The 14,100-nt window shown below is 73.2% G+C and carries 8 protein-coding genes and 1 pseudogene; 4 read left to right on the top strand and 5 right to left on the bottom strand.

What is annotated here, in order from left to right:
- Positions 1-83: 83 nt before the first annotated feature.
- The 3 genes from WA762_RS29610 to WA762_RS29600 all read right to left on the bottom strand — a co-directional run bounded on the left by WA762_RS29610 (position 84) and on the right by WA762_RS29600 (position 5,050).
- A complete protein-coding gene (locus tag WA762_RS29610) occupies positions 84-1,685 on the bottom strand; it encodes a serine/threonine-protein kinase (protein ID WP_335939718.1) in 1,602 nt (533 codons plus the stop codon).
- Positions 1,682-2,536 carry a hypothetical protein gene (locus tag WA762_RS29605; RefSeq protein ID WP_335939717.1) on the bottom strand — a complete coding sequence of 285 codons (855 nt, stop codon included), beginning with the start codon at positions 2,534-2,536 and terminating at the stop codon, positions 1,682-1,684. Before WA762_RS29605 ends, WA762_RS29610 begins: the two co-directional genes overlap by 4 nt.
- Positions 2,537-2,875: 339 nt before the next feature.
- On the bottom strand, positions 2,876-5,050 hold the full coding sequence (locus WA762_RS29600; RefSeq protein WP_335939715.1) for an N-6 DNA methylase: 2,175 nt from the start codon (positions 5,048-5,050) through the stop codon (positions 2,876-2,878).
- A gap of 393 nt (positions 5,051-5,443) precedes the next feature.
- On the opposite strand from WA762_RS29600, the gene WA762_RS29595 reads away from it, so the two are divergent.
- The 4 genes from WA762_RS29595 to WA762_RS29580 all read left to right on the top strand — a co-directional run bounded on the left by WA762_RS29595 (position 5,444) and on the right by WA762_RS29580 (position 9,472).
- Positions 5,444-6,268 (top strand): DUF4190 domain-containing protein, encoded by an 825-nt coding sequence (locus WA762_RS29595; RefSeq protein ID WP_335939713.1) that lies wholly within the window; start codon positions 5,444-5,446, stop codon positions 6,266-6,268.
- A 142-nt stretch (positions 6,269-6,410) separates the two neighbouring features.
- Entirely contained in the window at positions 6,411-7,151 is a 741-nt protein-coding gene (locus WA762_RS29590; protein WP_335939712.1) for a hypothetical protein, read from the top strand.
- Between the two features lie 284 nt (positions 7,152-7,435).
- Positions 7,436-8,530, top strand: coding sequence for a hypothetical protein (locus WA762_RS29585; RefSeq protein ID WP_335939710.1), 1,095 nt, complete (start codon positions 7,436-7,438; stop codon positions 8,528-8,530).
- Positions 8,531-8,608: 78 nt separating this feature from the next.
- Positions 8,609-9,472 carry a DUF485 domain-containing protein gene (locus tag WA762_RS29580; RefSeq protein ID WP_335939709.1) on the top strand — a complete coding sequence of 288 codons (864 nt, stop codon included), beginning with the start codon at positions 8,609-8,611 and terminating at the stop codon, positions 9,470-9,472.
- Between the two features lie 263 nt (positions 9,473-9,735).
- On the opposite strand, the pseudogene WA762_RS29575 reads toward WA762_RS29580, so the two are convergent.
- Both WA762_RS29575 and mfd read right to left on the bottom strand, forming a co-directional pair.
- Positions 9,736-9,822: pseudogene (locus WA762_RS29575) on the bottom strand (GntR family transcriptional regulator); the annotation flags it as partial.
- Between the two features lie 234 nt (positions 9,823-10,056).
- Entirely contained in the window at positions 10,057-13,590 is a 3,534-nt protein-coding gene (gene mfd / locus WA762_RS29570) for a transcription-repair coupling factor (protein ID WP_335939707.1), read from the bottom strand.
- Positions 13,591-14,100: the final 510 nt, after the last annotated feature.

Raw genomic sequence — 14,100 nt, 5'->3', positions numbered from 1 at the left:
GGCACTCCGTGACATTCCATTGCGCAACTTTGGCGTGTCCATTACCTCCCGGCTCGCCGGGCGGTCGCGCCCGTCGACAGCCCTCAGGCGCTGTGGGTCCGCGCCGTCCGGGGGTCGAGTCGCCGGCGCAGTTCCACCGGGAGCGGGTGGTGCGGCCCGTAGGCCCGTTCCGCGTCGTACAGCAGTCCCTGGAACTGGACCCGCGCGCCCGCCTGGTCGCCGAGCGCGAGCAGCAGCAGCCCGATGCGCTCCCGGATCTCGAAGGAGCGGGCCGGGTCGCCGCCCGTGGCCCGGTGGTTCTCGCAGTACGGGAGGACCGCGCGGTACTCGGCGAGCGCGGCGGCCGGGTCACCGAGCTGTTCCAGGCACTGGGCGGCGTCCTGGCGGAACCGGAGCAGTTGGGCGTCATGCGGTCCGGCCTGCGCGGCGCGGTCGTCGACGAGGCGGCGCAGCTCGGGCAGGGCGCGGCGGTACTGGCCGTCGTCCATCAGCGTGGCCGCGTACTGCTTGCGCAGGATGTGGACCACGGCCGAGCCGTCGCCGTGCTGTTCGGCCGCGACCGGGAGGAGGGAGCCGAGGAGGTCCACGGCCTGGGTGACGCGCCCCTCACCGAGCAGCCGCTTGACGTCGTCGACGGCGGCGGCCACATCGGTCGGGCCCGGCCCGGGGTCCGCGGACGGCGGCGTGGACGCGGACGCCGACGAGGCCGGGGACGCGGCCGGAACCGACGGAGGCGGCGACAGCGGCGGCGACGGGGCGGCGCCGCGCTCGGGCCAGGGGGCGTGCGGGCGCAGGAAGGGCCGGGTGGGGTCGAGCGGCCGGGCGGGCAGGCCCGCGCCCCGGACGGGGAGCAGCGGGGCGAGGTGTTCGTACACCTCCTGGGCGTCGGCCGGGCGGTGCCGCGGGTCCTTGGCGAGCAGGCGGAGCACCAGCGCTTCGAGCGGTTCGGGGATGTCGGGCCGCACCTGGCGGACCGGCAGCGGCGGTTCGTGGAGGTGGCGGTGGAGCACGCCGAGGGCGGTGGAACCCGCGAACGGCACGTCGCCGCTGAGGAGCTCGTGGAGAAGCACCCCGAGGGCGTACAGGTCGGTGTACGGCCCGACGGGGCCGCCCATCGCCTGCTCGGGGGCCATGTAGGCCGGGGAGCCGATCGGGGAACCGGTGTGGGTGAGGCGGGTGGTGTCGGCCCCCAGCACGGAGGCGACGCCCAGGTCCAGGACGGTGACGGCGCCGTCCGGACGCACGATCACATTGCGGGGCTTGAGGTCCCGGTGGACGATCGGGACCGCGTGCACGGCGCACAGGACGGCGCACAACTGGGCGGCGACGGACACGGACCACTGCCAGGGGTACGGGTCGTGCTCAGCGAGGTGGTCGGCGAGGTCCGCCCCCTCGACGTACTGCATGACGAGGTACAGGTCCTCGCCGTCGCTGCCCGCGTCATGGACGGTGACCAGGCCGGGGTGGTCGACCTGCGCGGTGACCCGGCACTCGCGGACGAAGCGGCGGCGCAGCTCGTCCGCGCCCTGGCTCCCGGCGGGGCCGGCGACCCGGTCGGGACGGAGCAGCTTCACCGCGACCCGCCGGTCCAGCCGCTGGTCGTAGGCCGTCCAGACCTGGCCCATGCCGCCCTGTCCGATGACGGTCGCCAGTTCGTACCGCCCGGCGACGACGCGCCCGCTCACCGTTCCTCCTCCTTGCGGAGGTAGGCGCTCAGCTCGTCCAGCTCGGCACGGACCTGATCGATGCGCTGGGACTGCTGCGGAGGCGCCGGACGCGGCGGCCGCGATGGCTCGGACGTCCGCGACGGATGCGGTGGCCGTGACGGATGCGGAGCGGGGGCCGGTGCGGCGGCGGAGGCGGAATGCGGGTGCGGCACGACGGGTGACCGCGGCGCGGCGGGCGACTGCGGCGCGGCGGGCGACTGCGGCACGACGGGTGACTGCGGCGCGGCGGGCGACTGCGGCTGATACGGCTGCGGAGGCGTGGGAGCCGGGGCGGGCGCGGGGAAGGGCACGGGTGTCGCGGCGGCCCCGGGGGCGGGAGCGGTGGGCGGCGCGGGAGCGGTGGCCCCGGGAACGTGCGCGGCGGGCGGCGCGGGAGCGGTGGGCGGCGCGCCCATCGACCGCATGAGCGGGTATCCGTATCCCGGTACCGTCGGGTCGCCGTACCCGATCACGGGCCTCGGCCGTGTGAGCCGCTCGTAATGGCGGATGTCCTCGACCACGTAGTACCCGACCGCTGCCGCCAGCACCGCCAGCAACAGCGATATGAGGACGTAGTCGATGCCGGCGGGGTCCTCGTCCCCGTCCCTGCCGAGGATGGGCAGGAGTACGCAGACGAACAGGAAGCCCGCCCCGGTCAGCCACCAGTCGGTCCGTCGGCGGCGCACGATCGCGAGCCGGAGCAGCGGGGTCCACAGCAACAGGCCGAACGAACACACCGCGAGCACGATGAACAGCACACGCATCGAGACGATCCAGGCCCTGCTGGGGACCCGACGCGGCGGCGTCGGGAGATGACCCGGGGCGTACATGGCTGCTCCTGGAGACCTGATCGTGGAACGTCCGCGCACACACTCCACCGTGTACGCGGATCCGAGCGTAAAGGGCGACACCGACAACCGGCGCCGGGTTGTGCGGAACCGTTGTGGTTCCGATCACTTCCGCGCGCCCGCTCACGTCCGCGCGCCTGTTCGCTCCGGCGCGCCCGTTCACATCCGCGCGCCCGCTCACTCCAGCACATCCTTCCGCTCCGGCGCACCCGTCCGCTCCGGCGCACTCGTTCACATCCGCGCGCCCGCTCACTCCAGCACATCCTTCCGCTCCGGCGCACCCGTCCGCTCCGGCGCACTCGTTCACATCCGCGCGCCCGCTCACTCCAACGCGATCGTGCCGTCCGTCAGTCCGTCGTACATCCCCTGGACCAGCCGGCCGCCGAGCCTGCCGATCAGCCTGAGCGCCTCCTCGAAGTCGGCCAGCGCGCGGAACCGCTCCCCGTACCCGCGTTGTTCCGCGAGGGGCAGGCGGGGCAGTTGGAGGCGGCGGGCGTCGAGCCGGGTGGCGGTGGAGGCGTAACTGCTGGCCTGGCGGTTGTTGGCGGTGCCGCGCAGGAACCCGGCGAGGAACCAGGGGTCGAGGGCGGCCGGGTCCGGGCGCAGCAGCTGGAGGTTGCGGCCCAGGGCCGCCCCGGCGGTGGCGTCGTCGACGACGCGGACGACGGAGCCGCCGCCGAGCACGGGCACCACGACGTCACCGGCTTCGACCAGGACCGGTTCCTCAACGGGGCCGTCGGCGGGGAGGCTGCCCGAGGGGGCGGCGGAGCCGAGGACGTCGTGCTCCGTGAGGACGGGAACGGAGGCGTGGGCGGGGCCCGCGCCGGAGCCGCCGGTGTACAGCCGGAGCGCGCCGGCGCGGGCGAGTTCGCCGACGGTGGTGAGCGGCCAGTGGGCCGGGGCGGCGGGGGCCACGGGCGGCGGGGGGAGGGTGCCGGTGAGGCCGAGCGTCTCGGTCAGCCGTTCCCGTACCCGGATCAGTTCGGCGGGTCCGCTCGTGGCCGCCGGCGACGGGAGATGGCGGGCGGGGGCCAGGTCGACGTCGTCGTCGAGGAGTTCGATGACGGGAACGACCCGACCGCCCTCCCCCCGGCTCCCGCCCGTGCCCTCTCCTGCGCCTTCGCGCCCGGCGGCCCCCTCGCCCTCCCCCACGAACGACTGCCAGGCGCCGAGCACGGCGGCGTGCACCGCCTGCCAGTCGAGCCGGTCGCGCCCGCCGACCGGGGCACCGGCCGCCTGGCCCGGCGCGACCGGTTCGGCCGGTTCGGCGGTGTCGACGAGCAGTACGTGCGGCGAGGGGCGTCCCCCGCTCCCGGGCCTGCGCAGCACCCAGAGGTGGAGCGGGATGCCGTACGGGGGTGCGGCGCCGGCCGGGAGCGCGATGACGGCGCGCAGGGCGCCGCGCCGCAGCAGATCGGCGCGGATACGGCGCCCGGAGCGGCGCGACGCGGCGGCGGGCGGCATCAGGAGGACGGCGACGCCACCTTCCCGCAGGCGGGCCAGGGAATGCTGGACCCAGGCGAGTTCGGACTCGGTGCGGGCCGGGAAGCCGTACTCCCAGCGCGGGTCGTAGGCGAGTTCGTCGTGGCCCCAGTTGCGTTCGTTGAACGGCGGATGGCAGAGCACCACGTCGACGGCGAGCCGCGGGAAGGCATCAGCGAGGAGGGTGTCGCCCGTACGGACGCGAACGGCGCGGCCGGTACCGGCACCGACGTCAGTACCGGCACCGGCGTCGGTGTCGTCGTGGAGCGCGAGGCGGAGCGCGGTGAGCGAGGCGAGGTCGGGGTCGGACTCCTGCGCGTACAGGGCGTCGCGGCGACCGGCCGCGCACAGCAGGGCGCCGGTGCCCGCCGCGGGGTCGAGGACGGTACGGGCGGGCCGTTCCCCGGCGTCCGCCAACGCGGCCATGAGCGCGGCGAGTCCGGGGGGTGTGAGGGTGTACTGGCGTGGATTGGCGTCCAGTTGACGGCCCAGCAGGAACTCGAACGTGTCCCGGGCGCCGTTCTCGGCGGCGAGTTCGGCGACACCGCGGAGCAGTGCGACGGACGGGAGCAGCTCCGCGCGCCCGGGGATGTGAACCGCCCGCCCGCGTTCCTCGGCGGGCCCGAACCGTTCGGCGAGCACGTCGTCGAGGACGAGAGACAGCACCCCGGCCATCGCCTCGTCGGGCACGGCGGCGATCTCCCGCCAGGCGGCGGGGTCGTCCCGCAGCACCAGCAGGGCGCAGCCGGCGTGGACCAGGGCGGGGACCGGGCCGAGCGGATGTCCGACGAGTTGCTGCCAGACCCGTTCACGGAGCGGGATCTCGGCGAGTTTCCCCTGGTCACGCAGCCATTGCTCGACCTCGGACAGCAAGAAGGACGGACTGGTCTCGGTGCCGCCGACAGGCTTGGGGAAGTCCGCGTGACGGCGCCGCCAGTTGCTGACGGCGGCGCGCCCCACACCCGCGAGTCGGGCGATCCCGGCAGCGGTCACCTCTGTCGAGTTCTCCGGCACTGACTTTCTCCTGGTCCTGGCCCTAGGGGTGTCTGACACATACCTGCGGCGTCGCGGGGGCCGGCACGCTCGCGGCGTTGCCGAACCGCCCACGTGGCTCCGCCACGCAGACACTCCGGCGCCTTGCGATCGCACGCACCGGACCCCGCTCCTTCTCCCGCACTCATTTATCAGACACCCCCCAGTCCTGGCCTTCGTCGTGGTGCGGTGACGGCGAGCATACCGATGCCGCTCACACGAAACCGATTCACAGCGTGCACCAACTCGTTCATTGTGAATCGTGTTGACTCGGTTCACAAGCTCTGATCTTATTGACTCGCTGCCACACGACCTCGGCGCACCGATCCACTCACACGCTTCCTTTCATCCCACCCTTCACCGGAGGGCACACTTATGTCTGAATTCACGCAGCCCCCGCACCCCCAGCAGCCGTACGCCCCTGCCCAGACACCGGGCGTGGGCCCCGCGCGCAACGGACTGGGCATCGCAGCGCTCGTCCTGGGTGTCATCGGTGCGGTGTCGGGCCTGATCCCGCTCCTGTTCTGGCTGGCGGGCATCCTCGGCGTCATCGCCCTGATCCTGGGCCTGGCGGGCCGGGGCCGGGCCAGGCGGGCCGAGGCCACCAACAAGGGCGTCGCCACCTTCGGCGCCGCCCTCGGCCTGATCTCCCTGATCCTGGCGGTGGTCGGCGCGGTGATCACGTTCAAGGCCGTGGGCGACGCCGTGGACGAGATCGACAAGGCGGTGTCGGGCACCACGGCCTCCGCGAAGCCGAGGCCCGGCGGCGACGGCGCCAAGGGCGGCGCCGACAAGAAGAAGGACGACGGCAAGGCGCTGACGGCCGGCGACTCGGCCGCATACGACGACCAGCTGACGGTCACGGTCGGCGACCCCGCCCCGTACACCCCGGACGAGTACGCCGTCGGACACAGCGACGGCAACAAGGCCTACCGCGTCTCCGTCGTCATCGAGAACGCGGGCAAGAAGAAGTTCGACGCGGACCTCGTCACCGTCTCGGCCCGGGCCGGCGAGAACAGCGTGGACGCCGAGCAGATCTTCGACGACAAGGTCGGCGGCGGCTTCAGCGGCACGATCCTGCCGGGCAAGAAGGCCACGGTCGAGCTCGCCTTCGACACCCCCGCGGACGCCCGGAACCTGACCGTGGAGGTCAGCCCCGGATTCTCCTACGACGCCAGCCAGTGGGACCTGAAGCTCTGACGCACTCCCAGGCTCCGTCCGCCCCCTGCTCCACTTCCTGCTCCGCTCCCTGCTCCACCTCGTCTCCGCCCCCGTCCCCTATCCCCGTCCCCCTCCCCACTCCCCCTCCGCTCCGTTCGACATCTCCGGAAAGTCCTCCGCCATGCGCCTTCTCGCCCGCACCACCGTCAACACCCTCTGCGCCCTCACCCTGCTCAGCCTGGCCGCCTGCGGCACCGACGGCTCCTCCTCGAAGCCCGCCGGCCCCTTCGCCGACCTGTCGGGCCCCGAGGTCGTCAACAAGGCGATCAAGGCGACGAAGAAGGCGAAGTCCATGAACATCACCGTCGAGACGAAGACGGAGGACGGCCCGGTCACCGCCCACCTCACCGCGGCTCTCCCCGGCGACTGCGCCGGGACCATGTCCATCGGCCCGGCCGGGACCATGGAGATCCGCAAGACCGGCGGCACGGTCTACACGAAGTTCGACGAGGCACTGCTGCGCGAGCAGTCCAAGGGCGAGCCCGCCGCGGACGTCGACGCCGCGGTCAAGATGCTCGCGGGCCGCTGGATGAAGTCGAAGGCCTCGGACCCCGACAGCAAGGACATGCTCGAACTCTGCGACCTGGCCACGATGTTCAAGGATTTCGAGGCCAACGACAACGCGGCCGAGAAGTCCGGTGAGACCACCGTCGACGGCAGGCGCGCCCTGCGCCTCGTCGAGAAGGACGACGAGGGCACCTACACGATGGCGGTGGCCACGGAGGGCGAGCCGTACATCCTCGGGGTCGACATCAAGGGCAAGGACCCGGTGAAGATGACGCTCTCCGACTTCGACAAGCCCGTCGAGGTGAAGGCGCCCGACGCCAAGGACATCGTCGACCCGGAGAAGCTCGCCGGCTGACCGCCCGGCTCTCACCACCCCCGGACCGACCCACCGGTGGACGCGCGGGGGCGCCCATCGGCGGGCGGACGGACGGCGCCGGCGGGCGGGGGGACGCCGGTGCCGTCCGTCCGCCCGCCTCGGCTGATCAAGGATTGGCCCCGAGCGGGGCCCGGTGTCCGTCACCCACCGCAGGCCCGCCCCCGGAAAGGCCCCTCGGATCCCGCGACGTCTGCACCGATACACATGCCAATGCACATGCCGAGGTCTACCGGCCGTCACCCGAGCCCAGCACAATCACCCGTATGACGACCGCCACGGGTGCGCCGCCGCCCACGCACAACACGCCCGTCGCGCTCGCCCGGGGGTTCCTGACCGGCGGCGTGGCCGGAACGTCACTGGCGGCGCTCGTCGTGGGCGCGGTCGTCGAGAACGTGCCGCTGTTCGCCGCGGGGCTGGTTCTGCCCGCGGTCTACGGGCTGCTGTTCTTCCTCGCCGGTATGCCGAGGCGTGCCCGGGAGGCGGCGGTGGCGCCCCGCACGGCGCTCGCGCTGATCGAGAGCCGGGAGGCCATCGGGGGCGAGTCGAGCGACATACCGGTGCGGTTCGAGCTGACCGTCGTACCGGACGACGGGCCGGCGTACCGGGTAGAGATCACGCAGGACATCAACCTCGTGGAGCTGCCCGACTACCGGCCGCGCGGCGTCCTGGTGGTCCAGTACCCGCCGGACCGGCCGTGGCGGGTGCGCATCGTCAAGCGGCCGACGCCGGAGTGGGAGGACCGGGCGGCCTCGGCCCGCCTCGACCCGGCGCCTGGGACGGCCAGGGTGGTCGAGCCCCCGCAGGGCCGTGCCTTCGGCTTCGTCGTGCTCCTCGGCCTGCTGCTCGGTGCGGTCGTCGTGGTCCTGCTCTTCCGCGCCGACCTCTTCGACCGGGGCGACACTGCGAAGCCGCCCTCGGCCGCGCGGCCGTCCGTCTCCTCCACGTCGTCGACCGCGGTTGTGTCGTCGGCGTCCGGAACGGTCGCCCTGGGCCCGGGCCAGTCGTTCCTGGACAAGGGCGAGCTGGACCGGGCCCTCGGCTCGCTCACCAGAGGCGGGGACACACGCCAGGCGCTCACCGTCGTCGTGCAGGAGCGCCTGCTGTCGGTCGCGTTCTCGCCGACCGACACGCAGACCCCGGGGTTCGGCCCCCGCACACTGCCCTATGACCGTTTCCCCGCCCTGGTCGAGGAGGCCACGACCGCTCTCGGCGTCCACTCCCCACGGACCTGGCAGATCGTCGCTGACCGTCTCACCGGTTCCCTCGTCATCAGGGTCGTCGTGACCGGGCCCGAAGGAACGGCGTCACTGGAGGCGGACGGACGGGGCAAGGTGGTGCGGCGCGCCCCCGCGCGGTGAGGCGCCCTGGCACCGCACTGTTCCGGACGGCAGGGGTGTGCTCGGCGGCCGTCCCCGAAGCGGCAGGAGGAAGGACGGATGGACTGGCACGGATATCTAGTGCTGTGGTGTGGCGTGTTCGGCGCGGTCGCACTGGTCGGGTACGGGAGGTCGCTGGCCGGGATGACCCGGGCGCAGCGGACGGTCCGGGCGAGGGGGCGGATCGAGCGGGTGGGGGAGCCCTGGCACGGAAGCTCCCCGAACGACGGGATAGCGGTGGTCGTCTCCTTCCAGGACCCCTCCACCGGGCGGGAGTTCACCGTCACCAACGACGGTGGGCGGGGCGAGAGGATCAGCGCGGCCTGGACGGGCCGGGAGATCGGCGTCCACTACCCGCGCGGAAGACCCCACGCCTTCCGGTTCACCGACGACCTCTCCGCGGGCGGGCGCGGTCTCGGCCCGCCGACCTTCGCGGTCTTCCTCGTCTACGCCGGTCTGGTCGCCGCCGCCGCGATCGACTGGGGCTGGCCGTGGGCGCTGCTCGGCTTCTGCGGGCCGTGGGCCCTCTCCGGCGTGTACCACCTGCCCGGGAACGTACGCGACAGGAACCGCCGTCTCGACGCGCTGGCCGCCATGGCCGCCGTACCCGGCCGTGTCGTCGCCGTGCTGCAGAGCGTCACCGTCGACGCCGACGACGGACACACCTCCACCCGCGTGGTGCCGGTCGTCGCCTTCACCACCCTCGACGGTACGGCCGTCACGGCCTACTGCGAGTCAGGACTGCCGGACCCCGCCGGATCGCGGGGCCTGGATGTCACGATCCACTACGCCCCCGACGACCCGGCCGTCTTCGTCCTGGACGTCGAGGCCGAACGCCGTTCCTGGAAGTGGGACATGGTCGTCAACGCCGTGGGCCTTCTGGTCGTGGCGGCGGCGGCCGTGGTGGGGGCGGTCGCGCTGTGACACGGGAGCGGGGTGGCCCCCGGAAGCCGGGCCGGCCTCCCGCCGTGGATCCGCTCGCGTTCGACCGCGACGACCTGCGTCCACGGGTGGACCGGAGGTACTCGAACCGCCCGGCCCGGGCAGTCCCGAGAACGCCTTTCTGGCCCCGCACCCGCCGGCCCGGGTGACGGTGCGCGCCGAGGCGGTCCGCCCCGTGGCCGCCGCAGTCGAGCGCGCCCGGAAGGCCGGCAGCGCATCTCCTTCACGTCCGCCGACGCGGACGGTCACTCCGGCGTGAACTCGTACTGCAGCTCGTACAGGTGCCCCGCCTTGACCATGACGGTCGCCTCGATGGGGCGCCGCTCGTCAGCGGGCCGGGCCGGCCGGCGGTCCAGCGGCTCGACGCCGACGCCTGCTCCGGGCGCGGGCTGTGCCTCGTGGCCGGAATCGCCGACGGCTTCGGAGTCGATCAGCACATCGTGGGCAAGACCGTGTGGGCCGCCTTCAAGAACCCCGGCCCGTCCCTCGCGCCATGACGCCTCCGGGCCCCGCCGCGTACGTGCGTACGCACTCGCGGCGGGGCCCGGCAGCGCGGGCGGGGGCGGCTACGAGCCCAGGATCGTCGTCAGGAACTCGCCCGTCCACGCCAGCAGTTCGCGGCCCACGACCGGCTTGCCGCCGATCCTGGACGTGGTGGGGCGGGGGACCAGGATCTGGTGGACGGCGGGCTTGACGACCGACTTGGGGTGGAGGCGCTTGAGGCGCAGCTCCTGGGACTCGCGCAGTTCGACCGGGGCGAAGCGGATGTTGGGGCCCTGGAGCACGATCTCGCCGACGCCGCAGGCGCGGGCCAGCATGCGCAGGCCGGCGACCAGGAGGAGGTTCTCGACCGGTTCGGGGAGCTTGCCGTAGCGGTCGGTGAGTTCCTCGCGGACGGCCCTGATGTCGTCCTCGGAGTTGGCGGACGCGATGGCCCGGTACGCCTGGAGGCGCAGCCGCTCGCCGGGGGCGTAGTCGTGGGGGACGTGGGCGTCGACCGGGAGCTCGATCTTGACCTCCAGCGGCGGTTCCTCCTCGACGCCGCCTTCGAGGGAGGCCCGGTAGTCGGCGACGGCCTCGCCGACCATGCGGACGTAGAGGTCGAAGCCGACGCCCGCGATGTGGCCGGACTGCTCGCCGCCGAGGAGGTTCCCGGCGCCGCGGATCTCCAGGTCCTTCATGGCGACGTACATGCCGGCGCCCATCTCGGTGTGCTGGGCGATGGTGGCGAGGCGTTCGTGGGCGGTCTCGGTGAGCGGCTTCTCCGGCGGGTAGAGGAAGTACGCGTAGCCGCGCTCGCGGCCCCGGCCGACGCGGCCGCGCAGCTGGTGGAGCTGGGAGAGGCCGAAGTTGTCGCCGCGTTCCACGATCAGGGTGTTGGCGTTGGAGATGTCGATGCCGGACTCGACGATCGTGGTGGAGACCAGCACGTCGAACTTCTTCTCCCAGAAGTCCACCACCACCTGTTCCAGGGCCTGTTCGGACATCTGGCCGTGCGCCGTGGCGATCCGCGCCTCGGGGACGATCTCGCGGAGCCGGGCGGCGGCGCGGTCGATCGACTCGACGCGGTTGTGGATGTAGAACGCCTGGCCCTCGCGGAGCAGTTCGCGGCGGATGGCGGCGCCGATCTGCTTCTCCTCGTACGGGCCGACGAAGGTGAGGACCGGGTGGCGCTCCTCCGGGGGCGTGGTGATCGTCGACATCTCGCGGATGCCGGTGACCGCCATTTCGAGGGTGCGGGGGATGGGGGTGGCGGACATGGTGAGGACGTCCACGTTGGCGCGGAGCTTCTTCAGCTGCTCCTTGTGCTCGACGCCGAAGCGCTGCTCCTCGTCGACGACGACCAGGCCCAGGTCCTTGAACTTCGTCTCGGAGGAGAACAGGCGGTGGGTGCCGATGACCAGGTCGACGGAGCCCTCGCGCAGCCCTTCGAGGGTGGCCTTGGACTCGGTCTCGGACTGGAAGCGGCTGAGCGCCCGTACGTTGACCGGGAACTGGGAGTAGCGCTCGGTGAAGGTGCCGTAGTGCTGCTGGACGAGGAGGGTGGTGGGGACGAGGACGGCGACCTGCTTGCCGTCCTGGACCGCTTTGAACGCCGCCCGGACCGCGATCTCGGTCTTGCCGTAGCCGACGTCGCCGCAGATCAGCCGGTCCATCGGGACGGACTTCTCCATGTCCGCCTTGACCTCGGCGATGGTGGAGAGCTGGTCCGGCGTCTCCGCGTACGGGAAGGCGTCCTCCAGCTCGCGCTGCCAGGGGGTGTCCGGGCCGAAGGTGTGGCCGGGGGCCGCCATCCGGGCCGAGTACAGCTTGATCAGGTCGGCGGCGATCTCCTTGACGGCCTTCTTGGCGCGCGCCTTGGTCTTGGTCCAGTCGGCGCCGCCGAGCCGGTGCAGGGTGGGGGCCTCGCCGCCGACGTACTTGGTGACCTGTTCCAGCTGGTCGGTGGGGATGTAGAGGCGGTCGCCGGGCTGGCCGCGCTTGGCGGGGGCGTACTCGACGAGGAGGTACTCGCGGGTGGCGCCCTGCACGGTGCGCTGCACCATCTCGATGTACCGGCCCACGCCGTGCTGTTCGTGGACGATGTAGTCGCCGGTCTCCAGTGTCAGCGGGTCGATCGTCTTGCGGCGGCGGACCGGCATCCGGCCCAGGTCCTTGGTGGCGGTGCGCTGGCCGGTGAGGTCGGTCTCGGTGAGGACGGCGAGCCGCAGCCCCGGGTCGACGAAGCCGTGGTCGAGGGCGCCGCAGGAGACATGCACCACGGACGGCGAGACCTCGGCCAGGTCCGGGTCGAGGCGGGCCGGGACGCCCTCCCCGCCCAGCACCTCGACGGTGCGGGAGGCGAGGCCCTGCCCCTCGGTGACGTAGACCGCGCGCCAGCCGTCCGCGAGCCAGCCCTTGGTGTCGGCGAGCGCGCGGGCGGTGTCGCCCCGGTACGCCTCCGGGGCGTGCATGCCGAGCTTGAGGGTGTCGTCCTCCTCGTCGGCGGCGTCGGCGGCGAACGGGGAGACCGACCACCACATCATGCCCAGCTCGCGGGCCCGGTCCCGGATGTCCGCGATGCCCCACAGCGAGGCCGCGCCGACATCGATCGGGGCCTCTCCCCCGCCGGCGGTGGCCGCCCAGGACGCCTGGAGGAACTCCTGGCTGGTGGCGACGAGGTCGGCGGCCCGGGTGCGGACCCGCTCCGGGTCGCAGACCAGCGCCATCGACCCGGCGGGCAGCACGTCGAGCAGCAGCTCCATGTCGTCGACGAGGACCGGGGCGAGGGACTCCATGCCCTCCACCGCGATGCCCTCCGCGATCTTGCCGAGGAGTTCGCCCAGCTCCGGGTGCTGTTCGGCGAGGGCGGCGGCCCGCTCGCGGACCTCGTCGGTCAGCAGCAGCTCACGGCAGGGCGGGGCCCACAGGCCGTGCTCGGCGACCTCCAGCGACCGCTGGTCGGCGATCTTGAAGTAGCGGATCTCCTCGACGTCGTCGCCCCAGAACTCCACCCGCAGGGGGTGTTCCTCGGTCGGCGGGAAGACGTCCAGGATGCCGCCGCGCACGGCGAACTCACCGCGCTTCTCGACCAGTTCGACCCGGGAGTACGCGGCAGCCGCGAGCGCGTCGACGACGCTGCCCAGATCGGCGCTCCGCCCGGTGCGCAGCGCGACCGGCTCCAGGTCACCGAGGCCCTTGACCTGCGGCTGGAGCACCGAGCGGATGGGCGCGACGACGACCTTGACCGGGCCGGTCTCCGGGTCGTCCGCGCTGGGGTGCGCGAGCCGGCGCAGCACCGCCAGGCGGCGGCCCACGGTGTCGGAGCGGGGCGAGAGCCGCTCGTGCGGCAGGGTCTCCCAGGACGGGAACTCCGCGACGGTGTCCGGCGGCAGCAGGCTGCGCAGCGCGGCCGCCAGGTCCTCCGCCTCCCGGCCGGTCGCCGTGACGGCGAGCACGGTCCGGCCGGTCTCGCGGGCCAGCGCGGCCACGGCGAAGGGGCGGGAGGCGGGCGGGCCGACGAGGTCGACGTGCATCCGGTGGCCGTCGCCGGCGGCCTTCACCGCTTCGGAGAGTGCCGGGTCACGTACGACGACATCCAGCAGACCGTGCAGACTCATGAAGGGCTTCCGTCCGGGTAACGAGGGCAGTCCTGGCGGCCGGCTGCTGCCAGGATCGAGGGCAACGCGAATGACCCGGCACGTGGGTACGAGGGACGGCTTCCGGGTCGGACCGGGCCTGGCGGGGGCCGGAACGCACGGGTCACGGGGCGGCGGAGAGCGCCCGCGCGGCACGCGGACGGCCGACGGCCGCACCCCGGACGCGCGTGCCCGCCCTCACGGGTCCGGCGTGATCCAGGAGCCATCCCCCGGCGGGCCGGGAGAATCCCAGCCTACGACTCCCCTGTGACAGCCGCGCCCGCAATTGTCCGGAGCCGGGCGCGGACGACGGCCCGGCGACCGCCCGGCGACGCTGGCGAGGGCGCGCGTCTCCGTCCCGGAGCGGCGGGCGCGGACGGCGGTTCCCGGGCGTCCGGCGGGCCCCGCCCCGACCATCCGTCGCGCGCACGGCACCGTTCGTCCCCGGACAACACACCGTTCGTCTCCGTCTCGCACACAGTTGTGTTCGAG

This window comes from Streptomyces tyrfis, assembly GCF_037034285.1.
Classification (GTDB): Bacteria; Actinomycetota; Actinomycetes; order Streptomycetales; family Streptomycetaceae; genus Streptomyces.
Note: the sequence above shows the minus strand (reverse complement) of the source record. Positions and strands in the feature narration are given on the sequence as shown.

Bases quoted from the DNA above. Each gene is read 5' to 3' on its own strand.
- WA762_RS29605 (WP_335939717.1), bottom strand. From the start codon at position 2,536: ATGTACGCCCCGGGTCATCTCCCGACGCCGCCGCGTCGGGTCCCCAGC.
- WA762_RS29595 (WP_335939713.1), top strand. From the start codon at position 5,444: ATGTCTGAATTCACGCAGCCCCCGCACCCCCAGCAGCCGTACGCCCCT.
- WA762_RS29590 (WP_335939712.1), top strand. From the start codon at position 6,411: ATGCGCCTTCTCGCCCGCACCACCGTCAACACCCTCTGCGCCCTCACC.
- WA762_RS29585 (WP_335939710.1), top strand. From the start codon at position 7,436: ATGACGACCGCCACGGGTGCGCCGCCGCCCACGCACAACACGCCCGTC.
- WA762_RS29580 (WP_335939709.1), top strand. From the start codon at position 8,609: ATGGACTGGCACGGATATCTAGTGCTGTGGTGTGGCGTGTTCGGCGCG.
- mfd (WP_335939707.1), bottom strand. From the start codon at position 13,590: ATGAGTCTGCACGGTCTGCTGGATGTCGTCGTACGTGACCCGGCACTC.